26 protein-coding genes are annotated in these 21,985 nt (G+C 61.9%); 14 read left to right on the forward strand and 12 right to left on the reverse strand.

The window, feature by feature from the left end; translation table 11 throughout:
• Positions 1-37 precede the first annotated feature (37 nt).
• On the reverse strand, positions 38-955 hold the full coding sequence (locus CPI83_RS06815; protein ID WP_020970528.1) for a LysR family transcriptional regulator: 918 nt from the start codon (positions 953-955) through the stop codon (positions 38-40).
• Between the two features lie 134 nt (positions 956-1,089).
• Between CPI83_RS06815 and CPI83_RS06820 the strand changes: the two genes are divergently transcribed.
• Positions 1,090-1,782 (forward strand): SDR family NAD(P)-dependent oxidoreductase, encoded by a 693-nt coding sequence (locus CPI83_RS06820; protein ID WP_029256054.1) that lies wholly within the window; start codon positions 1,090-1,092, stop codon positions 1,780-1,782.
• Positions 1,783-1,804: 22 nt separating this feature from the next.
• Here the strand turns inward: CPI83_RS06820 and CPI83_RS06825 are convergent, their stop codons facing one another.
• Positions 1,805-2,578: a hypothetical protein gene (locus CPI83_RS06825; RefSeq protein WP_019744985.1), complete on the reverse strand. Its 774-nt coding sequence runs from the start codon at positions 2,576-2,578 to the stop codon at positions 1,805-1,807.
• A gap of 105 nt (positions 2,579-2,683) precedes the next feature.
• Here CPI83_RS06825 and CPI83_RS06830 point away from each other — a divergent pair, with 105 nt between their 5' ends.
• Both CPI83_RS06830 and CPI83_RS06835 read left to right on the forward strand, forming a co-directional pair.
• Positions 2,684-3,511 (forward strand): crotonase/enoyl-CoA hydratase family protein, encoded by an 828-nt coding sequence (locus CPI83_RS06830; protein ID WP_097386996.1) that lies wholly within the window; start codon positions 2,684-2,686, stop codon positions 3,509-3,511.
• The gene (locus tag CPI83_RS06835) at positions 3,508-5,046 is read left to right on the forward strand and encodes an AMP-binding protein (protein WP_097386997.1); all 1,539 of its coding nucleotides are present in this window, start codon (positions 3,508-3,510) and stop codon (positions 5,044-5,046) included. The genes CPI83_RS06830 and CPI83_RS06835 overlap by 4 nt, the downstream gene beginning before the upstream one ends.
• On the opposite strand, the gene CPI83_RS06840 is transcribed toward CPI83_RS06835, so the two are convergent.
• Positions 5,039-5,671 (reverse strand): alpha-ketoglutarate-dependent dioxygenase AlkB, encoded by a 633-nt coding sequence (locus tag CPI83_RS06840; RefSeq protein WP_029256052.1) that lies wholly within the window; start codon positions 5,669-5,671, stop codon positions 5,039-5,041. The two genes, CPI83_RS06835 and CPI83_RS06840, sit on opposite strands and share 8 nt — an antisense overlap.
• A 147-nt stretch (positions 5,672-5,818) precedes the next feature.
• On the opposite strand from CPI83_RS06840, the gene CPI83_RS06845 reads away from it, so the two are divergent.
• Positions 5,819-6,235 carry a hypothetical protein gene (locus CPI83_RS06845; protein ID WP_003940106.1) on the forward strand — a complete coding sequence of 139 codons (417 nt, stop codon included), beginning with the start codon at positions 5,819-5,821 and terminating at the stop codon, positions 6,233-6,235.
• Positions 6,236-6,329: 94 nt separating this feature from the next.
• Here the strand turns inward: CPI83_RS06845 and CPI83_RS06850 are convergent, their stop codons facing one another.
• Together CPI83_RS06850 and CPI83_RS06855 are read right to left on the reverse strand one after the other, a co-directional pair.
• A complete protein-coding gene (locus CPI83_RS06850) occupies positions 6,330-6,557 on the reverse strand; it encodes a hypothetical protein (protein ID WP_225989496.1) in 228 nt (75 codons plus the stop codon).
• Between the two features lie 191 nt (positions 6,558-6,748).
• Positions 6,749-7,333, reverse strand: a complete 585-nt coding sequence (locus CPI83_RS06855; RefSeq protein WP_053062078.1) for a hypothetical protein — start codon at positions 7,331-7,333, stop codon at positions 6,749-6,751.
• A 129-nt stretch (positions 7,334-7,462) separates the two neighbouring features.
• Here CPI83_RS06855 and CPI83_RS06860 point away from each other — a divergent pair, with 129 nt between their 5' ends.
• From CPI83_RS06860 to CPI83_RS06870, 3 genes are all read left to right on the forward strand, one after another.
• Entirely contained in the window at positions 7,463-8,041 is a 579-nt protein-coding gene (locus CPI83_RS06860; RefSeq protein WP_081328939.1) for a TetR/AcrR family transcriptional regulator, read from the forward strand.
• Positions 8,042-8,063: 22 nt separating this feature from the next.
• Positions 8,064-9,059: a type I glyceraldehyde-3-phosphate dehydrogenase gene (gap, locus tag CPI83_RS06865; protein WP_047889893.1), complete on the forward strand. Its 996-nt coding sequence runs from the start codon at positions 8,064-8,066 to the stop codon at positions 9,057-9,059.
• A 299-nt stretch (positions 9,060-9,358) separates the two neighbouring features.
• Complete coding sequence (locus CPI83_RS06870; protein ID WP_097386998.1) at positions 9,359-9,727, forward strand: hypothetical protein; 369 nt, start codon at positions 9,359-9,361, stop codon at positions 9,725-9,727.
• A gap of 21 nt (positions 9,728-9,748) precedes the next feature.
• Here the strand turns inward: CPI83_RS06870 and CPI83_RS06875 are convergent, their stop codons facing one another.
• From CPI83_RS06875 to CPI83_RS06885, 3 genes are all read right to left on the reverse strand, one after another.
• Positions 9,749-10,894 carry a HoxN/HupN/NixA family nickel/cobalt transporter gene (locus CPI83_RS06875; protein ID WP_097386999.1) on the reverse strand — a complete coding sequence of 382 codons (1,146 nt, stop codon included), beginning with the start codon at positions 10,892-10,894 and terminating at the stop codon, positions 9,749-9,751.
• Between the two features lie 140 nt (positions 10,895-11,034).
• The gene (locus CPI83_RS06880) at positions 11,035-11,364 is read right to left on the reverse strand and encodes an AzlD domain-containing protein (RefSeq protein WP_003940007.1); all 330 of its coding nucleotides are present in this window, start codon (positions 11,362-11,364) and stop codon (positions 11,035-11,037) included.
• On the reverse strand, positions 11,357-12,094 hold the full coding sequence (locus tag CPI83_RS06885) for an AzlC family ABC transporter permease (protein WP_020970518.1): 738 nt from the start codon (positions 12,092-12,094) through the stop codon (positions 11,357-11,359). Before CPI83_RS06885 ends, CPI83_RS06880 begins: the two co-directional genes overlap by 8 nt.
• Positions 12,095-12,173: 79 nt before the next feature.
• On the opposite strand from CPI83_RS06885, the gene CPI83_RS06890 reads away from it, so the two are divergent.
• Together CPI83_RS06890 and CPI83_RS06895 are read left to right on the forward strand one after the other, a co-directional pair.
• Entirely contained in the window at positions 12,174-12,614 is a 441-nt protein-coding gene (locus tag CPI83_RS06890) for an Lrp/AsnC family transcriptional regulator (RefSeq protein WP_020970517.1), read from the forward strand.
• 57 nt (positions 12,615-12,671) lie between these two features.
• Entirely contained in the window at positions 12,672-13,097 is a 426-nt protein-coding gene (locus CPI83_RS06895) for a VOC family protein (RefSeq protein WP_003940409.1), read from the forward strand.
• Here the strand turns inward: CPI83_RS06895 and CPI83_RS06900 are convergent.
• On the reverse strand, positions 13,094-14,104 hold the full coding sequence (locus CPI83_RS06900) for an AraC family transcriptional regulator (RefSeq protein WP_019744973.1): 1,011 nt from the start codon (positions 14,102-14,104) through the stop codon (positions 13,094-13,096). The genes CPI83_RS06895 and CPI83_RS06900 overlap by 4 nt on opposite strands.
• A complete protein-coding gene (locus CPI83_RS06905) occupies positions 14,101-15,291 on the reverse strand; it encodes a pyridoxal phosphate-dependent aminotransferase (protein WP_097387000.1) in 1,191 nt (396 codons plus the stop codon). Before CPI83_RS06905 ends, CPI83_RS06900 begins: the two co-directional genes overlap by 4 nt.
• Positions 15,292-15,426: 135 nt before the next feature.
• On the opposite strand from CPI83_RS06905, the gene CPI83_RS06910 reads away from it, so the two are divergent.
• The 5 genes from CPI83_RS06910 (at position 15,427) to CPI83_RS06930 (ending at position 19,248) form a co-directional block, all read left to right on the forward strand.
• Positions 15,427-16,005 carry a carboxymuconolactone decarboxylase family protein gene (locus tag CPI83_RS06910; RefSeq protein ID WP_020908828.1) on the forward strand — a complete coding sequence of 193 codons (579 nt, stop codon included), beginning with the start codon at positions 15,427-15,429 and terminating at the stop codon, positions 16,003-16,005.
• 125 nt (positions 16,006-16,130) lie between these two features.
• Positions 16,131-16,526, forward strand: coding sequence for a TOBE domain-containing protein (locus CPI83_RS06915; RefSeq protein WP_097387001.1), 396 nt, complete (start codon positions 16,131-16,133; stop codon positions 16,524-16,526).
• A gap of 24 nt (positions 16,527-16,550) precedes the next feature.
• Entirely contained in the window at positions 16,551-17,360 is an 810-nt protein-coding gene (gene modA, locus CPI83_RS06920; protein ID WP_058037805.1) for a molybdate ABC transporter substrate-binding protein, read from the forward strand.
• Entirely contained in the window at positions 17,357-18,166 is an 810-nt protein-coding gene (locus tag CPI83_RS06925) for an ABC transporter permease (RefSeq protein WP_020970514.1), read from the forward strand. Before modA ends, CPI83_RS06925 begins: the two co-directional genes overlap by 4 nt.
• Positions 18,163-19,248, forward strand: coding sequence for an ATP-binding cassette domain-containing protein (locus tag CPI83_RS06930; RefSeq protein ID WP_021345303.1), 1,086 nt, complete (start codon positions 18,163-18,165; stop codon positions 19,246-19,248). The genes CPI83_RS06925 and CPI83_RS06930 overlap by 4 nt, the downstream gene beginning before the upstream one ends.
• Here CPI83_RS06930 and fadD11 read toward each other — a convergent pair.
• Positions 19,224-21,026: a fatty acid--CoA ligase FadD11 gene (fadD11, locus tag CPI83_RS06935; protein ID WP_097387002.1), complete on the reverse strand. Its 1,803-nt coding sequence runs from the start codon at positions 21,024-21,026 to the stop codon at positions 19,224-19,226. The genes CPI83_RS06930 and fadD11 overlap by 25 nt on opposite strands.
• Entirely contained in the window at positions 21,023-21,985 is a 963-nt protein-coding gene (locus CPI83_RS06940; RefSeq protein WP_097387003.1) for an SDR family oxidoreductase, read from the reverse strand. The genes fadD11 and CPI83_RS06940 overlap by 4 nt, the downstream gene beginning before the upstream one ends.

The raw sequence follows: 21,985 nt of genomic DNA on the forward strand, positions 1-21,985 counted from the left end.
CACGAAGGACTATGGCGCGTCCAACACTAAATGAGTCTCAGATAATGACGTTTTTGGTCTCAATCTCCGGCGTCGGCAGAATCTCCTCGGACGTCTCCAGTGCGACGGCGAGTGCATCGGTCATATGCCGGGGTGACCAGGCAATTCCGTGATTCATGAACGTCGGCTCGCCGGTGAGTGGGACGAACACACTGCCAGGTGGGGTGATAGCAGCCATGCCGGACGTCATCAGCGCTACACCGACGCCGGCGGCAACGAGCATGAGGATCATGTACGGATCGGTGATTTCCTGAACCACGCGAGGCCTGAAGTCTGCGTTCATGCAGGCGCGCATCGCGGTTTCCTGGAGGGCGGAGCCGGCTGAGAGCGGGGTGGTCACGAATCCGTCGTCGGCCAATTCGCGGAGATCGATCGCGTCCCTCTCGGCAAGGGGATGGTCGATCGGAAGTACGGCGCCGAACGCCTCCCGTCGGATCAGCCGGGTAGACAGTGATGCGGATTCCACCGGTAGTCCGACGAAGGCGAGGTCGAGGGCGCCGCTCTCGAGTTGAATGACCGCGTCGCGCGTCATGATCCGGCCGAGGAGTGTCAGTTCGACTTCCGGATAGCGCTGACGCAACGCGCGGGTGAGCGGCGGAAGTGCTTGATAGTTGAGCACTCCGGTGAACCCGATCGTGACTCGTCCGTAGACGCCTCCCGACGACGCACGCGTAGCGTGTCGTGCCGTCTCCATGTTCTCGATGACGCGATAGGCGTGGGGGAGAAAGGCATGTCCGCCGGACGTGAGTGCGACGCTGCGAGTGCTTCGTTCGAACAACTTGACGCCGATGTCCTTTTCGAGCTTTCGGATCATCTGGCTGAGTGGCGACTGGGCCATCTGGAGCCGTGATGCGGCCCGCCCGAAGTGAAGTTCTTCCGCAACCGCGACAAACGCGTGCAACCAGCGGGTTTCCATCGCCAAGGCCTCCAGGTATTTGACGTTGACAACAAACGCCATATATTCAGAATTTCTACACAGTGTGATGGCAATTATGCCTGTTTGCAACATAAATTGAGTGCGTAGCGCACAGAAACTCAGGAGTGAATGCGATGCAGGGTTACCCAGAGGGTGTCACCGCGCTCGTTACCGGCGGTGCGAGCGGAATCGGCGCCGCCAGTGCAAAGCTGTTGACGGAGAGGGGAGTTCGGGTGGTAACGGCAGATCTTGCCGAGGGTGCGGACGAACAACTCGACGTGAGTGATCCGACAGCAGTCGATGCGCTTCGAACCAGACTCGGCAGAGTCGACATCTTGATCAACAGTGCGGGAATCGTAGGACCATCAGCGCCACTCGTCGACGTCGACCTCGCGGCTTGGCGGCGTACGTTCCGCATCAACGTCGAAGGGACATTCCTGATGTGCCGGGCGTTCGTGCCGGGGATGGTTGCGTCCGGGTGGGGGCGGGTCGTCAATCTCGCGAGTATTGCTGCCAAGGACGGAAACCCGAATCAGAGTGCATATTCCGCGTCCAAAGCGGCAGTCGTCGCGCTGACGAAGTCGCTCGGCAAAGAGGTCGCCACCGCCGGTGTGCTGGTCAACGCGATTGCTCCCGCGGCCGTGGAAAGTCCTATGAATGCCGGCACCGATCCGGCCATCCTCGCCCGCTCGCAGTCTTTGACGCCGATGGCGCGGATGGGGCGGGCCGACGAGATCGCCGAATTGATCTCCTGGCTGTCGTCGTCGGCGGTGAGTTACTCGACGGGTGCTGTGTACGACGCCAGCGGTGGCCGCGCAACGTACTGAATTACCTTCTGGAAGAAGTCGATCAGAACTGGAGCAGTGACTGCCACAGTTCGCGAGATGCGTCCTGGTACTCGAGCATGTGCGAGATCAGTTCACGTAGTGGCTGCGTCGGTTCGAGTTCTTCCGGAAGGAGCGGATTGCGCACGATGACCGCGATCACCGCGCTGCCCAAGGCAAGTGATTCACGGGCAGCCTCCTCGCGACTGATTGTCGCCAGGCGTGTTTGCGCCTGTGTGAGTGCTTCACGGGCCTCGGCGATGTCGACCAACAGTGCTTCCGAGTTCCAGAGTGTGCGGATTGTCGAATCATCCTCGGGGGCAAGGTGAGCGATTTCCATGACAGCCGATTCGGGGGCGGCGCCGAGTCGGCGGAGAGTGCGGCGGGCGCTGTCCGTGCCGCCGAGCAGATTGTTCGGGCGGACGGCGAGTGTGGGCTTCCACTCCTCGTAGCCCGCCAGGCGCAGCGCCTGATCGTGTCTTCGGGCGGCAGTGCGGTCGCTTCGTTTGAGCGCTGAGTGCTCGACGGCTATCCACGTGCCGTCCCAGGGGCGTATGCGATCGGTACGAGTTCGCCACCCCTCGACCTCGCTGTAGGTGGGGATGCCGTCCGGGTTGAGGACGTACGTTCCACGAGCGGTGCGACGCAGTTTGTTCTCGCGGCACAGGCGGCCCGTTGCCACGCGAACGCTCGATGCGCTGACACCGACGATCTCGCCGGCCCGGGTCAGCACTGCAGTGCTGAACTCGGTGTCCGGACTCGCCGTTGCGAGGTCCAGCACAACTCGGGTTGCGGACATTCCTCGATCAGTTTGTAACAACTTTTGAACAACTCCTGACAAATTCTGTTACAAGTGGCATGGTGGGTACCGGGAAACCTTATCCGCGAGCAGTGAGGAAATATCGTGACCGACTCCGATCGACCAGGTGGCGATGTCTATGTGGAGCGTGACGGTGGCGTCACCGTCATCGTGATGAATCGCCCTGATCGCAAGAATGCGGTGGACGGGCCGATGGCGGCGCAGTTGCGTGATGCCTTCCTGGAGTTCGAATCGGACGAGAGTCAGAAGGTGGCGATTCTGTGGGGCGCGGGCGGCACATTTTGTGCCGGTGCGGATTTGACCGCAGTCTCCGACCCCGCCCGCGTGCACGAGTTGCATCCGGAAGGCGGCGGCACCGGCCCGATGGGGCCGAGTCGGTTGGTGTTGTCCAAGCCATTGATCGCCGCCGTCAGCGGATACGCGGTTGCAGGAGGGCTCGAGCTTTCATTGCTCGCGGACCTGAGGATCTGCGAGGAGGATTCCGTGTTCGGAGTCTTCTGCCGGCGCTGGGGAGTTCCTCTCATCGATGGTGGGACCGTGCGACTGCCGCGAATCGTCGGGCAGGGGCGAGCGCTCGACATGATCTTGACCGGTCGCCCGGTCGACGCTCCGGAGGCGCTGGCCTTCGGACTGGCCAATCGTGTTGTTCCAGTGGGGCAGTCACTCCAGGCAGCCAAGGAGCTTGCGCACCAGTTGGCCGCTTTCCCTCAACTCTGCATGCTCGCGGATCGCGCGTCGGCCTACCGATCTTTTGATCTACCACTTGCCGAAGCACTGCGGGCCGAGGGCGTCGCGGGAAATCCCATTGTCATCGCTGAAGGTGTGCGCGGCGCTGCTGCGTTCGCCGCGGGCGCCGGCCGGCACGGCCGGTTCGAGAACAACCCGAATTCGAACGAGGAAACTGAACCATGATGCCCATAACCAGAGACCTGATCGCCCGTGGTGCGCGACAGCACGGATCGCGAACAGCCGTCGTTTTCGGCGATCGATCGATGACGTTCACGGAAGTGGACGAACTCAGCAGCCGATTGGCGCACACATTCATCGCCCTCGGTATCGGGCGTGGTGCACGGGTTGCATTGCTGGTCAACAACTCTCTTGCCAGCGTCCCCGTCGATTTTGCCTGTGTCAAAGCCGGCATCAACAGGGTTCCGCTCAACTCGCGTCTCTCGCTCGACGAGCACGCGAGAATGCTCGAGGACACCGACACCTCGCACGTCGTCTTCGGTAGTGACCTCGCCGACCGCGCCGCTGAACTGTCCGCCAGGTTCCCCGAACGTACGTTCATCGGGCTGGAAACAGGTTCGGCGCGGCAGCGTTCGCTGCTCGACCAAGCACAGAGCATGCCTTCGGACACACCGGACGTCGAGTTAGCTCCCGACGATGTGATCCTGATGCTGTTCACCTCCGGGACCACGGGAACATTGAAGGCCGCGCAGCACACTCAGCGCAGCTACGCCGGCATCTGCCGCAATGTTCTGCTCAATCTGCTTCCGGCGACTCAGGACGACACGATGCTGCACGCGGCATCACTGATTCATGCCAGCGGTGTCTTCGTGCTTCCGTTCTGGCTGCGTGGCGGCAAGACCGTCATCCTTCCCGGATTCGACCCGTCGACCTTCTTGGACTCGATAACCGAGCATCGGGCTACGGCAATCAATCTGGTGCCGACGATGATTCAGATGCTCCTCGAACGCCCTGATTTTGCGAGCGCAGACATCTCGAGTCTGAAATCCGTGATCTACGGTGCGTCGCCGATGCCGCTGGCCACCATCGAACGTGCAATGCAGGCGTGGGGGCAACACCGTTTTCTCCAGTACTACGGGCAGACCGAGGCGCCGCTGTGTATTGCAGTCCTACGGCCCGAAGATCACACGGAAGATCGCCTGCTGTCCTGTGGTCAGCCCGCCATCGACGTCGAGATCAGGCTGCTCGACGGCGAGGGAAACGAAGTGCCCCAGGGAGAACCGGGTGAAATCGTGATCCGCTCGCCATCGGCGATCGCCGGATACTTCAATGCACCGGAACTGAATGCGGACACCTTCACCGAAGACGGCTGGGTTCACACCCGTGACATCGGTCAGTTCGACGCCGAAGGATTCTTGTTCTTGAAGGACCGAGCTTCGGACATGATCATCAGCGGCGGATACAACGTCTACCCCCGTGAAGTCGAGGATGCACTCCTGACGCATCCGTCTGTCCGTGAGGTCGCCGTGGTGGGTACCGCCGACGCCAAGTGGGTGGAGGCGGTCACGGCTGTGGTGGTACTCGAGGACGGGACCGTCGAAAACGACGCACTGCAAGCATCATTGGTCGCGCACGTCGGCGAACGACTGGCGTCGTACAAGAAACCGCGTCGGGTTGTTTTCGCAGAATCCATACCGAAGACGGCCGTCGGCAAGCTCAATCGGAAGGCGCTGCGAGACGAACTCCGCGACGCTATCTAACTCCGCGAGTGCGGAATTGAACGCTGATTCTCGGCCCGAGGGCCCGCGCACTCTTCGGGACACAGTGTTCCCACGTGCGTTGGCAGGATCCGCCCATGACGAGTAGATCTCCGTGTCCGAGATTGAAGCGGATGGATTCGCCGCCCCCACGAGGGCGCAATAGGAGCGGGCGAGCCGCACCGAGAGACAGGATGGCCACCATCGTGTCCTCGGTGCGACTTCGTCCCGTGTCGTCCCCGTGCCAGGCAACGCTGTCGGAACCGTCGCGATAGAAACACAGACCCGACGTGGCGAATGGTTCACCGAGTTCGTCGAAGTAGTGACTGCTCAGCGCGTCTTTGGCTTCGGTGAGAAGCGCGTCCGGCAGTGGTTGATTCTCTGCGTAGAAACACACCAGACGAGGGACGTCGACAACGCGGTCGTACATCTGACGCCGTTCGGAACGCCACGGCACCGTAGCCTCCAGATTGTCGAACACGGCCTCCGATCCGGTCAGCCAGGCCGGGCGATGGTCGACCCATGCGCCGGCGGTGAGAATACGTCGCTGCACCGTGCCGTCGAGATCGGCCAAAGAAACGCCGAGGTCACCGTTGTCGAACAGAGACGGTTGCATCGTGGCGGTCATAGGCTCCACCGTACACCGAAATCGAACATATGTTCCCATGAATTTTGATTGCAGTGCTGGACGGCTGTTCATCCTTGCTGGGTGATGTCCGTCGGCGTGAACCTTTGAATACTGTTCTCACGCTATTTCGCCGAAGAAGGGGACGTCATGACTGCTCCGCACCAATCTCATGCGAACCATCCTGTCCGACAAGGCTTTGCCATCGGGACCACGGTGGCGGCAGCCTGCCTGCTCTTCGTCGCGGGAATCGTCGCGTTGCTCCAGGGCATCGCGGCTCTCGCAGACAACGACCTGCTGATCGTCGGAGTCAACTACACCTTCGAATTCGATGTCACGACATGGGGTTGGATCCACATCGTGCTCGGAATCATCGGCATCGCGGTGTCGCTGGGATTGTTCGTCGGCATGACGTGGGCCCGCGGCATGGCCTTCGTGATCGCGGCGCTCTCGATCGTGGCGAATTTCCTGTGGATGCCGTACTACCCGCTGTGGTCGATCGTGATCATCGCCCTCGACGTCGCCGTGATCTGGGCCGTCGCGACCTGGCGACCTGACGAGGTGTGATCCTCTGACCGAAGTGAGTGGTTCACCTGCGACAGGTGAACCACTCACTTCGCTGTGTCCGGGCCTCCACGGTTGGCCTCATCCCTACACGGCGTCAGCGCCGTTTCGGTGACTCGCGATCCTGGTTCTCGCGCGGACGCATGTCCTTCGTCGATCGGTGTGGGAAGCCGTGGATCATCGAGCAAGAGATCCAGCAGATCACCACCGTTGCGATTCCGAGTCCGATCGACACGAATGGTTCCTGCGTGGCCAGCCAGACGCTCAGTCCGATTGCCGTCCCGACGATCAGAATCAGGATGGTGTCGAGTCGTGTCGTTTGCATCGAAATCATCGCCTGGCACAGATTGTTTTCGGCGGCCCGCTGGTTTTGGCGGCCCGCCACCCGGCGAGTGACAGCCGGGGGCAGACCTTGCGCGGCTGACCCCTCGCTCTGGAAATCGCCGCCGCAAGTGATCAATACCCGCGAAATTCGTCTGCGAAACTATTGGCAGGCAGAACAGGACCTTTGGCCGGTCAGATCGATTCCGCGCGGTTGGCCGCCTCGATGAATCGGGACCAGAACGGTACGCGGACGCTAATGGGAGAGAGTGTCTTTCGGCCCTGTCCGAGGGGGAACTCATTGGCGAGATATTCGAGGAGGTTTGCCCCGTAGTAGACGATGTCGGTCTGCCACACGGAGATCACCGGCGATCCCGAGGGGGAGGGTGCGGCGGGCGTGAAGCGGTGTCCGAAGATCGGGACAAGGCGCGGCCACGCTCCGATCTGTTGACGCACGATTGTGGTGACGTCCTCGGGTGAGGCGGGCATTCTGCCCCACGATGCCGGCCAGAACGGTGGTTGTTGATGCAGTGCATCCCAAATGAAACCTTCGGTGACTGTATCTAGCCAAGTACCCAACTCGAGGTCGTCGGCGCTACGCCAGTTCGGCCAACGGTCGCCAAGTGGTAACGCAGTGGCAAGAAGGCTGCGGTGGTCTGGGTTGAAGTGAAATCCAAAGCGTTCGTGGACGGAATCGAACTCTGCGTCGGTCAGGCCCTCGCTGAGTTCGATCCCGGCCCCGTTGAGCAGTGCCGCTGCCTCGCGCCCGACGTGCTTCATTTCAGGAGTCTTGCAGATGCTACGTCCAGAACGGCAACGATGCTCTGGTCGATCACCGCACAATCGCCCGGCCGGCCTGTTGGTCGAACCTACGTTGAGGTTGTACATACTAGTTGTTACAGTCGATTGGTGAACTCAAAGGACCAGCTGACGGGTGCGATGGCAGAGCTGTTGTGGGAGCGCGGCTATGCAGCGACGAGCCCACGCGACGTGATGACACGTGCCGGGGTTGGCCAGGGCAGCATGTATCACCATTTCAGTGGAAAGCACGAACTCGCGGTAGAGGCGCTGTCTGCAGTTACCCGAGAAATGACGGGCGAGTCATCTCCGTTGGGTGGAGAAGGCTCGCCCCTCGAACAGATGAAGCGCTACCTCTCATTGCCGCGGCCGGGTACTCGGGGGTGCCGGGTGGGTCGGATGACCCAGGACCCGGAAGTGGTCACGGATGCAGAACTGATCGCAGTCGTTGCGAATGCCTTCGACACCATGCTGAACCATTGGGAGCGGGCGATCACTGCCGCGATTGCTGCAGGAGAACTTCCGACGAGCATCGTCCCGGCGGATCTCGCGCGAACGCTGGCAGCCGTCCTGCAGGGCGGCTATGTACTTGCCCGCGCGCAGGGTGAACAGGGCCCGATGGATGCGGCGGTTCGTGGAGCCATTTCCCTGCTCGACGCCGCCCAGTCCGCTCTCCGCACCGATCACTGACCAACTCGAGAAAGAGAAATCAATGTCCGTTCGTATCGGAATCAACGGCTTCGGCCGTATCGGTCGCAGCTACCTGCGGGCTGCGCTACGCAGCGATGCGGATGTCGAGATCGTCGCGATCAACGACATCGCCGACGCCGCAACCCTCGCTTCGCTCCTGGAGTGGGACTCGGTGTCCGGTCATCTGGACGGCGTCGAGGTCGACGGGGACGCGATTCTCGTTGCAGGAAAGCGCATTCGCGTCACCTCTGAGCGCGAGCCGTCCCTCATCCCCTGGAGAGCCGAACGCGTCGATGTCGTCATAGAGTCGACCGGCCGATTCACGGACTCGGTCAACGCTCGCCAACACCTGACAGCGGGAGCGCGAAAGGTGATCATTTCGGCTCCCGCCGACAGTGATGTCCCTGCAGTTGTACTCGGAGTAAACGACGACGTCCTCGACATGTCGGAGGACGTATTCTCGAACGGATCCTGCACGACCAACTGCCTCGCACCGATGGTTAAGGTGCTGCACGAGGCGTTCGGCATCGAGTCCGGACTGATGACGACGATCCACGCCTACACCAGCGACCAGCGCCTCCACGATGCTCCTCACAGCGATCTCCGGCGCGCCCGCGCCGCGGCATTGTCTACGATCCCGACTTCCTCCGGCGCCGCCGCCACCATCGGGCGGATCATCCCAGAGCTGGACGGAAAATTGACCGGACTCTCGCTGCGCGTCCCCGTGCCAGTCGGTTCTATCACCGACCTCACTGCCCATCTCTCACGACCGGCGACTGTCGTGGAGATCAACGAAGCGTTTCGCGTCGCATCGCAGACTCCCGAACTCTCGTCTTACCTTGCCTATTCGGAGGCGCCACTTGTCTCTGCCGACATAGTCGGCAATCCCCACTCGGCAATCTTCGATGCGCCCCTCACACAGGTCGTCGGCGAACAAGTGAAGGTTTTCGCCTGGTACGACAACGAATGGGGATTCTCGAACCGGCTCGTCGAGCTTTCGCAGCGGGTTGGCTCATAGCGACCAGACGCAGGGCGGAAGGCTTCGGTCGTGGAGGCTGTGCGACGGAAACTGATTTCCCATGGGGGACCCTCGTATGGACCGCACTGGTGCGTGGTGCCCGCAATGATTGGCCGCGATGTGCCCTCACCTGTGGCAGAGGGCGCTGGGTTGTCGAGCGAGTCCGCCATCGTTGCCGTAGATCGGTTGCCGGTGATCTCACCGTACTAGTCGGAAGGTGGTCTGGGCTCGAGGAAATCGGGAGGTGCGGCTGCCGCCGACCCGCATCAGATCGGGACGCAGTCGTTGTACTGTGAGTCATGCCGACCCTGCTTCGACGTGCATTCAAGATCGGCGCGGTAGCGCTGGCAACGATTGTGGTGGCGGCCTACCTGTATGCGGTCTTCACTTATCGCAGCGCTGATGTCTTTGCGCCGCCAGGACGCATCGAGTCTCTCGGCCGGACCTATCTGATCAGTAATTTCCCGCCGCGCACTCGTGAAGACCTCGAACAGCGATACGCGCAAGGCCACCGTGAGCAGTACACCTTGGAACAAGTGAGTTCCGTATTTCCGTGGCGCGCTGTCTACCAGTGGCAGAACGACCAGATCCGCGGCCAGGCGACGTCGAGCGCGTACCTGAAATGGGGCGAGACGTACATCAGCTATTCGCTTTCGGGTGGCCCATGATTCTGCGTGACCGAGTCGAACTCACATCGCTTCGTCTGCTGTCGCTCGTCGTGCTACTGCTGCACCGGACTGCGCTTGCCACCGTTCTTCGATGCGGCCGTACCGCCACACGAGGAGGGCGATCAGCCAGGTGACAACAAAGAGTCCGACGATGATGAAGCCTATCGCACCGAGATCCAAGTTCCCGATGGTGCCGAGAATCCCGTCGTGGATGTCGAGTTTGTCGGTGAAGATCGAGATGATTTCCTGGGTCCCGATCAGCAGTGCCACTGCCACCGAGAGTCCGGTGATCACCATGTTGTAGTAGATCTTTCGTACCGGCTGGGCAAATGCCCAACCGTAAGCGAAGTTCATGAACGATCCGTCGATCGAGTCGAACAGAGACATCCCGGCGCAGAAGAGTATCGGTAGAACGAGGATCGAATACCACGGGAGCCCTGTCGCTGCCGCGCCGCCGGCGATCACCAACAGTCCCACTTCGGTGACGGTGTCGAATCCCAGTCCGAACAGCAGACCGACCGGGTACATGTGCCAGGGCTTGCGAACCATCTTCATCACCGGGCCCAGGATCTTGTTGAGGGCGCCGCGGCTGTCGAGTTCTTTCTCGAGTTGTTCCTCGTCGAAGGTTCCGGCCTTGTACTTCGTGTACACCCGATGAATCCCGATGAGAGAGAAAAGATTCAGGAGGCCGATCAAGATCAGGAACGTTCCGGAAATGGTTGTGCCGAACAAGCCGGTCCACTTTTCCAGATCGGAGTTGTCGTCGGAAAGGCTGGTGGCAAGTTGCTGCACACCCAACGCCAGAAGTGCGACGAGAACAAAGACGATGGTGGAGTGTCCGAGTGAAAACCAGAAACCGACGGACATCGGTTTCTTGCCGTCCGCCAACAACTTCCGAGTGGTGTTGTCGATGGCGGCGATGTGATCGGCGTCGAAAGCATGGCGCATGCCGAGCGTGTACGCCGTGACACCGAGTCCGATGCCGAAGACACTGCCTTCGATCGTGTAGTGGCCGGGGACAACCAGACCGAGCAGAACTGCCCACCCGACGACGTTGAGTGCAACGACGGTGACGGTCATTCCGATGATGCTTCGACGCTGGCCTCGATCCAGACTGTGCCAAGCGCCGGCGATTCGGGTGCCCGTCGTGGTCATTGTCGTGGACATCGAACCTCACCGATCTTTCAGTCGCGGCCGGCGGCCACCCTACTGAAATCGTATAAGTGTTCAACTGTTCAGATAAGCGCCTGGAGGTTACAAATCACCCATCCGGGAGTAAAACTGCTTTGCTCCCGGATGGGAAACGCTCAGGCAAACACGGTATTGACCAGTGCGACGTAGATCGTTGTTCCGACAACGATGCTCAGGACGGCATTCTTTCGCCACAGGTGCGCGGCGATCGTGGCACACACTGCAATCAGTTCGGGGAGGCCGTGAGACGGGGCGGTGATCGACACCCCTTTGAGTGAATACATCACGAGGATCAGCATGACGCCGGCCGGCATGTAGATGCCGAGGTAGCCGACCAGGGCGGAGGAGCGCAGCGGCATGAGCGCGGCGAAGGGGATTGCGCGCAGCGCGAAGGTGACCACGGCCATGACTGCGACCGCCGCAAAGATGTACGAGGTGTCAGGCATCGATCTTCGCCTTTCGTGAGTCGTAGACAAAGCGGCCGATCAGGAAGAGCACGAAGGCGCCCATTGCAATTGGCAGCATGTGATCCGGGGCTGCGAGCCGGGCGACCAGAGCGCAGGTGACCGCAGCGACCGGCACCGCGAATCCGTTTTGTGCGCGAATTGCCTCGATCGAGAGGACGACGAACAGTGCGGTCAGAGCGAAGTCGAGACCGACTATCGAATCTGGAATCCACTGTCCTGCCGTCGCGCCCAGGATCGCGCCACCGATCCAGTAGCCGTGGAGGTACAGCTGGGAGTAGACGATGACGCGTCCGGTGAGTGCCTTGGGATCGGCAGTTACCGACATCGCATAGGCCTCGTCGGTCAGCGCGAACATGCTGTAGAAGCGGGCGAAGGGGTTGCGAATCTTTTCCAGCGGAAAACTCAAGGCGTAGAACACATGTCGAAAGTTGACCAGCAGTGCGGTCAGAGCGACGTACGGCAGTGGTGTCATGGCCGCGACCATTCCGACGGCGAGAAACTCCAGCGATCCGGCGTAGATCAGCGAGGTGAAAGCGACTGCCCACCAAGGGTTGAGGCCCTGTTGGACCACAAGAACGCCCAGGGCTATCCCGAGTGGGAGCAGGCCGAATCCGACCGGCAGCGACAGTTGGAAGGCGTGCCGCCACGCCGGGGTTCGCGGCGAGAGTTCGACGGCAGGCGCGGCCGTCGACGATGCTGGTTCGATCACGACGCAAATCTATAACAAAGATCGAGGTGATCGATTGCTCAGAATGCCCACATATTGAACAGTGCGCAATAATAGTGCGATGGATGCCATGGATGACGCAATTTTGTTTCACCTCCGTCAGGACTCGAGTCTGACGAACACGGAATTGGCGGATCTGGTGGGTCTGACACCGTCCCCTTGCCTGCGCCGCGTGAAAAAGCTCGAAGCCGACGGAATCATCACCGGGTACCGCGCGATCGTCAGTCAGGAAGCGCTTGGCCGAGGATTTCAAGTGATCGTCACCGCCGAGATCGGAGTCAACGACCAGGCGACCATCGAGGACTTCGAATCCCAGGTCGCCGCCTTCGACGAAGTGATCGAATGTCGGCGGTTGTTCGGAATTCCCGACTACTTCATTCGGGTCGCGGTGAAAGATCTCGCGACCTACGAGAACTTCATGGTCACCAAGCTCAGCGGGCTTCCGGCTGTCTCGCGGGTGACATCGCTGATCACCATGAAGACCATCAAGAGTGTCGACTGATGCCCGGGCTCGGCTGAACCTTCACTAGGTGTCGGTGGTCGGCGTTAACGTCGGAACATGGGATACGAATTTCAAGTCACAGTAGATTCGGCACACCCGCACGAACAGGCGAAGTGGTGGGCCGCAGCACTCGGGTGGGCAGCGGAGCCCAGCGACGAAGACTTCATCAGGGGCCTCGTCGCTGCTGGTCACGCCAAGGAATCTGACACCACGACCTTCGAGGGAGTTCTCGTCTGGCGCGAAGGTGCGGCGATCAGCGATCCGGAGCATCCCGAACGTCCCCGCGTTCTGTTCCAACTGGTTCCGGAATCGAAGACGGTGAAGAACCGGCTCCATTTCGACATACGAGTGGGCGACAAGCGCGAGGATGTCGCAGCGCACCTCGAGACGGTGGGGGCGACGATCCTGCACCGGGGAGCGCAGGGGCCGAGCGTGTGGATCACGATGACCGATCCCGAAGGAAACGAGTTCTGCGTCAGCTAGCGGTACGAACTCGGAGTGTCGCCGGTCCATCGTTTGAAGGCCCGACGGAACGCGCTGGGCTCGGAGAACCCCAATCGCGCCGAGAGTACTTCGACGGATTCTCCGCGCCGCAAACCAGCGATGGCTACGTCGCGGAGCACTTCCTCGCGCAGTTGATTCAGTGATGTTCCGTCACGCCGCAGCAGTCGACGCAGATGGGGAACGCTGATCGAGAGCATCTCGGCGATCTCCTCGGCCGTGGAGGTTCGCCCCTTCACCCCGAGTTCCAGGACCCGTCGCACCTGCGCCGACGCAGTGCTGTCGTAATCGCGTTCGGACATGAGCTGAATCGGAGATTCTCGGAGGTACTCCTCCAACGTCTCCTCGGTTTGGATGATCGGTGCGCGCATGGCCGAGTTGTCGAACTCCAGTGCCGCTCGCTGCGCGCCGAAGGTGACCGGCGCTCCGAAGATGTAGTCGTAGTCCTGCGCCAACCGCGCATCCGGTGCCGAGTACGGAAATTCGACTGCCCGAAGTCGGACGCGCTTTCCGATCAACCACGCGGAAAATCGGTGCAGCAAGATCAGGACAAAATCGGTTGTGACACGTTCTGCGACATCAGGTTCGGCGACGCCTTCGCGAGCTCGGACTGCGAAGCTCACCCGCGTGCTTTCCTCGCCCTTTTCGATCGCCAGTGGGGCCAGAGCCGGTAGCGCACGGATCACGTCGGACATTCGAGCGAACGCTGATCCGAGGTCAGGGCAATGGATCAACGTCAGGCAGATCAATCGGAAAGTGCCACGGGGGACCGGGGCGGATCCGAGGCCGAACAATTCGTCGTCGGTGATCTGCCAGGTGGTTTGAATGAAGGTGGTGACCTGAGTTGGGGTCAGCCGCGCGCGAGCGTCCGACAATGTCTCCAGGTCGATCCCAGCAGCTCGCAGTGCACCAGACAAATCGACGTCGTTGTCCGGCGAGAACGCGAGGTAGCGGTGGACGAATGCGGTCGGGATGGTCCGCGCTGTCATGGGTGCGCTGCTCCTTGGAGCAGGTGGAGACGGCGTGCAGCTTCGGAAAGAATGTGGTCCTGCTTGCAGAAGGCGAAGCGCACCAGGTGCTTCCAATCGTCGCGGTTGTCCGCGAACACGTCGACCGGTACGGCCGCGACGCCGATACGCTCGGGTAGGGCGCGACAGAAATCTCCCGCGTCGGTTTCACCCAACGGTCTGATGTCGGCAAGGAGAAAGTACGTGCCGCCGCCGGAATGCACCGTGAAACCGGCCTCGGTCAGAGCTTTTCCGAGTACGTCCCGTTTGCCCTGCAAGCTCTGTCGAAGTTCGACGACCCACGGCTGTTCGTTGGTCAGCGCGTAGGCAACGGCCGGTTGAAATGGTGCACCGGCAACAAATGACATGAACTGCTTGGCGGCACGGACTCCGTCGATGAGTTCTCGGGGGCCGATCGCCCAGCCGGTCTTCCAGCCGGTGACATTGAAAGTCTTTGCGGCACTGGACACAGTGACGGTGCGCTCACGCATGCCCGGGAGCGACGCCATCGGTGTGTGGGCGAGGCCGTCGAAGACCAAGTGCTCGTAGACCTCGTCACTCAACACGATCAGGTCGCGTTCGCACGCGAGTTCGGCGATCGCTCGAAGTTCGTGATCGGCGAATACGGTGCCGGTGGGGTTGTGAGGACTGTTGACGATCAGCATCTTCGTCTTGGCCGTGATCGCGCCGCGCAATGCATCGAGATCGACCGCGAATCCGTCTCCCGCGGCGACCAGCGGAACAGTCCGACGCACAGCGCCTGCCAATGCGACGGATGCAGCGTAGGAGTCGTAGTACGGCTCGATCAGCACTACTTCTTCGCCGGGTTCGACCAGTCCGAGAATCGCAGCACTGATCGCCTCGGTGGCGCCGACGGTGACTAGAACTTCGGAGTCGGGATCACTGTCGAGTCCGTAACGGACGCGCCGATCCTCCGCGATGGCCTGACGCAAGACGGGCATGCCCGGACCGGGCGGGTATTGATTGACGCCCTCGGCGATGGCTCGGCGCGCTACTTCGAGCATGGCCGCAGGACCGTCGGTATCCGGAAAGCCCTGACCGAGGTTGACCGCGTCGTGAAGTGTGGCCAACGCTGTCATCTCGGCGAAGATCGTGGATGCGAACGGCTGCAGACGCGAGACGGTGCGGTTGCGGGGCGTCGAAGGCATCTTTGCAGCTTAGTCGGCTGACACCGCATCCTCACATCCGCTCGGACGCGGTGCTTGTCACGTTTGAATCGCCGCCATCGTCCAACTCTGTAGAGAGCATCGAATCCGGTGCCCCAGAACATACGGAGGCTTGCCATGACTCGCATTCCCGCAGTGACACCGTCAGAAGCCAGTCCGTTGATCAAAGTGGCATACAAATTCGCTGCCAGGCAGTACGACGAAGTCCCCGAGCCCTTTGCCGTCCTGGCCAACCATCGGAAATTGTTCGTCGCGGCTGCCCGTCACGAGATGGCCGTGCAGAAGGCGTCGAAAGTGCTGCCGTCGAACATTCGTGAACTGGCCGTCTATCGCGTCGCCTGGACTGTCGGCTGCTCGTGGTGTGTCGACTTCGGGACGATGCTCTCGCGCCTGGACGGTTTGGACATCGACAAGCTGAAAGGGATCGCGAATTACCGGGATTCACCGAAGTACAGCGAGGACGAGCGGGCCGCGATCGCCTACGCCGATGCCATGACCGGTGACCCGCACGGGGAGAACGGGGTGACGGACGAGCAGGTCGCGGATCTCGAGCGCAGGTTCGGGCGAGCGGGCGTCGTGGAACTGACCTATCAGATCGGGCTCGAAAACATGCGCGCCCGGATGTATTCGGCGTTGGGGATCACCGAGCAAGGGTTCAGCACCGACTCCTGCCGCGTGCCCTGGGCCGAAGAATGATGCGCTGACTCGTCTACGGCAACTATCGACAATGCTCCGCAGATACGTGATCATGATTGACTAGTTCACGCATCTGCGGAGTATTTCGGCTTGTTAGGTCCGCACTTGCGACCTACGATCACCTGGTGCCCAACATTCGAATCCGCGAAGCTGCCGGTCTGCTCGGTGTCAGTGACGACACCGTTCGACGGTGGGTCGACGGTGGGCTTCTCACCGCGACGACGGACGACTCCGGCCGCAAGGTCATCGACGGTGCCGAGTTGGCGGGCTTCGCCCGGTCCAACGCCGGACCCGCACCGGCCGATCCGCTCGCGGGTGCGAGTTCGGCCCGCAACCGGTTCGCCGGCCTCGTCACCAAGGTCGTCACCGACAAGGTGATGGCCCAGGTCGAAATGCAGTGTGGGCCCTTCACTGTCGTCTCGTTGATGAGTACCGACGCGGTTCGGGAGCTCGGACTCGAGGTCGGGAGTATCGGAGTCGCAATCGTGAAGGCCACCACGGTCATCGTGGAAACGCCGTAGTTCTGAACATACTGGAGGAAATTCGTGAAGCGTGTAGTCGGACTTGTTGCAGCAGGTGCCTTTTCGCTTGCCCTGGTGACCGGTTGTAGTTCCTCCGACAATTCGTCGTCGGAGACGTCGTCGGCCGCTCCGACCACGACCACTTCCAGTGACAGTGCCACGGGAAGCATCACCGTCTTCGCGGCGGCGTCACTCAAGAACAGCTTCACCGAACTCGGCAAGGAGTTCGAGTCCGAGAACCCCGGTTCATCGGTCACATTCAGCTTTGCCGGGTCCTCGGATCTCGTCGCCCAGATCACCCAGGGCGCACCGGCTGACGTGTTCGCCTCGGCTGACGCCGCCAACATGACCAAGGCCACCGATGCCGGTGTCGTCGCGGGGTCGCCCTCGGATTTCGCGAGCAATACCTTGACGATCGTTGTACCGCCTGGCAATCCGAAGGGCATCGCGTCCTTCGCAGATCTGGCAAAGGAGGGGACACAACTGGTGATCTGCGCTCCGCAGGTCCCGTGCGGCGCGGCTACGAAGAAGGTCGAGACGGCCACAGGTGAGACCCTCTCGCCCGTCAGTGAGGAATCGTCGGTGACGGACGTTCTCAACAAGGTGACGTCCGGGCAGGCCGATGCCGGCATCGTTTACGTCACCGACGCGAAGTCCGCGGGTGACAAGGTGCAGACGGTCGCGTTCCCAGAAGCCACCACGGTGGTCAACCTGTACCAGATTGCGGTGCTGAAGGATTCGAAGAATTCGGGAACGGCAACCAAATTCGTCGATCTCGTGAAGGGGCCCAAGGGCCTGGCAGTTCTGAGTGACGCGGGATTCGCTGCCCCGTGACACACCTAAGACCGGCAGTCCGGGCTCCGCTCGGGTTGCCGGTATGGATTTACCTTCCGGCGCTGATCGGCGGAGCGTTTGTCATCGCGCCCTTGGCGGCGATGCTGGCCACCGTGCAGTGGTCGCAGTTCTGGGAACTCGTGACTTCCGAATCGTCGGTTGCCGCGTTGAAACTGAGTTTGAAGACAGCGGCAATGAGCACGCTGCTGTGCATCCTGTTCGGGGTACCGATGGCCGCGGTATTGGCGCGCAGTCATTTTCGGGGACTGTCCGTTCTTCGATCGTTGATTCTGCTCCCGCTGGTTCTGCCGCCCGTGGTGGGCGGTATCGCGTTGCTGTACACGTTCGGGCGCAAAGGGTTGATCGGTGAGCAGTTGGAAGTGCTCGGCATCCAGATAGCATTCTCGACAACCGCGGTGGTCCTGGCGCAGACGTTTGTTGCGCTACCGTTCCTCGTCGTCAGCCTCGAAGGTGCACTACGCACTGCGGGTACAAGATACGAGGCCGTTGCCTCGACGCTCGGAGCCCGCCCGACCACTGTGCTTCGCCGGGTGACTCTGCCGCTGGTGCTTCCCGGTCTGGTGTCAGGGGCAGTTCTGGCTTTCGCTCGAGCGCTGGGGGAATTCGGTGCGACGCTGACCTTCGCGGGAAGTCTGCAAGGGGTGACGCGTACCCTGCCGCTGGAAATCTATCTCCAGCGCGAGACCGATCCGGATGCAGCGGTGGCGCTTTCGCTGGTGTTGGTCGTAGTCGCGGTGGTCATCGTGGTTGCGGTGCGTGGACGCGGATCGGCGGGTTCGTTGTGAGTGGCCTCCACGTCGACATCGAGATTCCGGAGCGCGACGTCGTTGCGACGTTCGACGTAGCGGCGGGCGAGGTGACCGCCATCCTCGGGCCGAACGGCGCCGGCAAGTCGACGGTACTGGCGGCGGTAGCCGGACTGCATCATCCGCGGCGCGGATTGATCGAACTCAATTCCCGCGTTCTCACCGATACCCGTAGGGGAGTCGTGTTGGCACCCCATCGGCGCGGCACTGCCCTACTCGCGCAAGAGGCACTTCTCTTTCCCCATCTCAGTGCGGCTGCGAACGTGGCGTTCGCGCCGCGCAGTGCAGGGCGGTCGCGTCGCGATTCCGCCGAGTCCGCGCGCCATTGGCTGGACGCAGTCGACGCCGGCGATTTGGCTGACCGCAAGCCTTCACAGCTCTCCGGCGGCCAAGCGCAACGGGTTGCAGTGGCGAGGGCATTGGCTGCTGAACCCGAACTGCTTCTGCTCGACGAACCGATGTCCGCGCTCGATGTCGCCTCCGCCCCCGCGCTGCGGTCGTTACTGCGCCGAGTGCTCAGGACCGGCGATCGCACGGCCGTACTGGTCACGCACGACGCTCTGGACGCACTGGCGCTGGCCGACACGGTTGTCGTCATGGACGGTGGCCGGGTCGTCGAACGTGGTGACGTACGAACAGTTCTGACCCGCCCGCGTAGTGCATTCGCAGCACGCATCGCCGGAATCAACTTGCGCAGCGGCACGATGGCCGGAGACGGAGTGCTCAGAAGTCCGGTCGGGGTGGATATCGCGGGCCAGACGGAGACCGACCTACCGGCCGGCAGTGCCGCCGTGGCGGTCTTCGAGCCGCGAGCAGTGTCGGTCTTCCTGGATCCGCCGCACGGCAGCCCACGAAATGCGTTTGCGGTCACGATCGCGGAGATCGAAAATCGAGGCGATGTCGTCCGAGTGCGAGCGGAGGACGAAGCCGGCCAGCCGGGCTTGTCTGCCGACATCACGGCGAGCGCAGCGGCCGAACTCGATCTGGTTCCGGGATCGGCCGCTACGTTTGTGGTCAAGGCCACCGAGACGCTGATCTATGCGCAGGGTGCAGGCTCGTAGACGTCCTCAACGACCGAATCCGCATAGAGGGCTGCAATTTCGGACGCGTACTTCTCGGCTATCGGCTTGCGCCTGAGCTTCATCGTCGGTGTCAGCTCGTCGCCGCCTGGCTCCCAGAACATGGTGAGTACGTGAAACCGCTTGATCTGCTCGGCCCTCGACAGACGCGAGTTTCCCTCGGCGACAGCAGTTGCAACGACGTCGACGATCCGAGCGTCCTTGGCGAGTACCGCGGCCTCGGCCGCAAGTCCCAGTGAGCGTGCCGCTCCGACCGCGGCGTCGGCGCTGAGAGTGATCAACGCTGTGTTGAACTTTCGGCCGTCTCCGATCGTCACGACCTCACCGATCAACGACGACGACGTCTTCACTGCCGTCTCGATGGCAGCCGGTGACATGTTCTTTCCCGACGCGTTGATGATCAGCTCCTTCTTGCGATCGATCACCGTGAGGTAGCCGTCCGCGTCGGCGGTGACGACATCTCCGGTCGAGAGCCACCCGTCTGCACTGATCGCTTCGGCCGTTTTTGCCGGTTCGCCGCGGTACCCCTTCATGACCAACGGGCCTCGAACCAGTAGCTCGCCGTCCGCCTCGATGCGCATTTCCATGCCTGGGAGTAACTTTCCGACCGTTCCGAGCTTGGTCGGCTCGGCCGGCGCGGTGCTCGCGATGCATGTCAGCTCGGACATTCCCCAGATCTCCGAGATCGGAACTCCCAGGGCTGCAAAGAATGCCAACGTGTCCGGCGGAATCGGTGCGGCGCCAGAGATGGCCCACTTCAGTTCGGCAAAGCCGAGTTTCGCACGCAGAGCGGACAGGACCATCGTATCGGCTCGGGCGTAGTCCGCTTCCAGTTCGGCGGGGACTGTTTCACCGGCTCGTAAGTGTGCGAGACGAGTGCGACCGACGTCGAGTGCCCACTGCAACGCCGCTCGCCGCGCGTCGTCCGGTTCGTTGGCGACAGCCGATTCGACTGCAACTTTCAGCTTTTCCCACACACGGGGGACGCTGCCCCAGATCGTGGGGCGACAGTCCGGAAGCGCGGCCGCTACCTGGCGCGGATCCGGCACGACAGTGATCTGGGTGCCGAACACCATTTGCATGTACAGGCAGGTGAGCCGATCGGCGATGTGCGCCGACGGCATGTACGAGGTGATGCGGTCACCGAATTCGACGGGGAGTACAGCGCTTACGGCGTTGGTTTCGAACAACAGGCATGCATGAGTCGTCTCGACGCCCTTGGGGTTGCCGGTCGTGCCGGAGGTGTAGATCAACGTGGCGACGTCGTTCGGTTTCACCGCACGCCAGGTGCCCTCGAAATCGAAATCCGATGCGGCAGAATTCTTCATCTGCTGCAGGGTCACAGTGCCGGGCTGGTGGACATGCGATTGCGCGTCGACGACGACGATCGTCTCGAGTGTGGCGCCCGAGCGGCGGACCGTATCCATGTACCGGTCTTCGCAGACGAGAACCCGTGCACCGGAATTGGCGAGGATGTAACGGATGGCTTCGGGTGCCGACGTGTTGTAGATGGAGAAGGACGTCGCGCCGAGATGTTGGGCACCGACGTCGATCGGATAGAACTCGATGCGGTTACTCATCATCAGGGCAACCGTATCGCCGTGTCCCACGCCGATTCCGGCCAATCCCGCGGCAACCTCGCGGACCTGTTCGGCGTACTCGCGCCACGTCAGTGTTCGCGCATCGCCGATGTCTCGCAGGGCCACCGCGTCGGGCGCTACCGCCGACACTCGCTGGAAGGCTGCACACAACGTGGTCATGATGTTCTCCTGGATGCCTTTGTCAGGGCTGATGCATTCGTCGGGGCCGCAGCGGTGGTTCTGTCTTCGAGTTCGCGGATCAGGTCGTGTGCCTGTTTGTCCCTGGCCAGATAGCCGTCGGCCAGGACATTGATGAATCCGCGTCCCCACGCCCAGGGTTCCCAGGCAGCGGGGGCAAGGGTCCGCGCGGCGCGGCGCGCGATCGCGTCTGCGATCACCGTGGCGGCACGGTCCGGGGAGATTCGATGACGGAGGGGACCGGGTAGTCGAGCGTCGAGTTTGCGCCCGATCTCGTCGTCGTCGAGTGTGGCGCGTGCAAGTTGTGTATCCACCATCCCGAAGTACGCGATGCCGGCAGTGGCGCCGTAGCCGGCAACCTCGAGACGCAGCGCCCGGCCGAGCGCTTCGACCCCAGCCTTGCTGATCATGTACGAAGCGCCGCCCAAACCGGGGGCGAACGACGCTGCCGATGACACGACGACGATGTGCCCACTGTTGCGGATCACCTCGTCGATGGTCGGATGCACTGTGTTGAAGACGCCGGTGAGATTGACGTCGAGCACGCGATCGAAGGCGTCGGGATCGATCTGGCGCAATGTTGCCGGGGGAGGGGTGATTCCGGCGTTGGCCACCACGACGTCGATTCTGCCCAGCTGCTCGATGATCGTTTGCACGGCTGCGGTCATGCCGTCCCGATCTCGGACATCGGCCGTCACCGTCACGACTCGCTGTGACTCGAATGAGCGCTCGGCCGTTGCCAATGAACTTTCGTTGACGTCGACCAGCGCCACGGTGGCCCCACGCCGGTGGAGAGTGCGCGCCAGCGCGGAACCGATACCGTCGCCTCCGCCGGTGATCAGCACGACCTTTCCGGCGACGTCGTAGTCGATTCGGCGTCCGGACAGTGGAATGCCCAGATCGCGGACTGTTCCCGCAATTGCGGACATGCGTCCCGTCAT

The organism is Rhodococcus sp. H-CA8f, from assembly GCF_002501585.1.
Lineage (GTDB): Bacteria > Actinomycetota > Actinomycetes > Mycobacteriales > Mycobacteriaceae > Rhodococcus_F > Rhodococcus_F erythropolis.

Coding starts and splice junctions, on each gene's coding strand:
- CPI83_RS06815 (WP_020970528.1), bottom strand. CDS start 955: ATGGAAACCCGCTGGTTGCACGCGTTTGTCGCGGTTGCGGAAGAACTT.
- CPI83_RS06820 (WP_029256054.1), top strand. CDS start 1,090: ATGCAGGGTTACCCAGAGGGTGTCACCGCGCTCGTTACCGGCGGTGCG.
- CPI83_RS06825 (WP_019744985.1), bottom strand. CDS start 2,578: ATGTCCGCAACCCGAGTTGTGCTGGACCTCGCAACGGCGAGTCCGGAC.
- CPI83_RS06835 (WP_097386997.1), top strand. CDS start 3,508: ATGATGCCCATAACCAGAGACCTGATCGCCCGTGGTGCGCGACAGCAC.
- CPI83_RS06840 (WP_029256052.1), bottom strand. CDS start 5,671: ATGACCGCCACGATGCAACCGTCTCTGTTCGACAACGGTGACCTCGGC.
- CPI83_RS06845 (WP_003940106.1), top strand. CDS start 5,819: ATGACTGCTCCGCACCAATCTCATGCGAACCATCCTGTCCGACAAGGC.
- CPI83_RS06850 (WP_225989496.1), bottom strand. CDS start 6,557: ATGCAAACGACACGACTCGACACCATCCTGATTCTGATCGTCGGGACG.
- CPI83_RS06855 (WP_053062078.1), bottom strand. CDS start 7,333: ATGAAGCACGTCGGGCGCGAGGCAGCGGCACTGCTCAACGGGGCCGGG.
- gap (WP_047889893.1), top strand. CDS start 8,064: ATGTCCGTTCGTATCGGAATCAACGGCTTCGGCCGTATCGGTCGCAGC.
- CPI83_RS06870 (WP_097386998.1), top strand. CDS start 9,359: ATGCCGACCCTGCTTCGACGTGCATTCAAGATCGGCGCGGTAGCGCTG.
- CPI83_RS06875 (WP_097386999.1), bottom strand. CDS start 10,894: ATGTCCACGACAATGACCACGACGGGCACCCGAATCGCCGGCGCTTGG.
- CPI83_RS06880 (WP_003940007.1), bottom strand. CDS start 11,364: ATGCCTGACACCTCGTACATCTTTGCGGCGGTCGCAGTCATGGCCGTG.
- CPI83_RS06890 (WP_020970517.1), top strand. CDS start 12,174: ATGGATGCCATGGATGACGCAATTTTGTTTCACCTCCGTCAGGACTCG.
- CPI83_RS06895 (WP_003940409.1), top strand. CDS start 12,672: ATGGGATACGAATTTCAAGTCACAGTAGATTCGGCACACCCGCACGAA.
- CPI83_RS06900 (WP_019744973.1), bottom strand. CDS start 14,104: ATGACAGCGCGGACCATCCCGACCGCATTCGTCCACCGCTACCTCGCG.
- CPI83_RS06905 (WP_097387000.1), bottom strand. CDS start 15,291: ATGCCTTCGACGCCCCGCAACCGCACCGTCTCGCGTCTGCAGCCGTTC.
- CPI83_RS06910 (WP_020908828.1), top strand. CDS start 15,427: ATGACTCGCATTCCCGCAGTGACACCGTCAGAAGCCAGTCCGTTGATC.
- fadD11 (WP_097387002.1), bottom strand. CDS start 21,026: ATGACCACGTTGTGTGCAGCCTTCCAGCGAGTGTCGGCGGTAGCGCCC.
- CPI83_RS06940 (WP_097387003.1), bottom strand. CDS start 21,985: ATGACGGGACGCATGTCCGCAATTGCGGGAACAGTCCGCGATCTGGGC.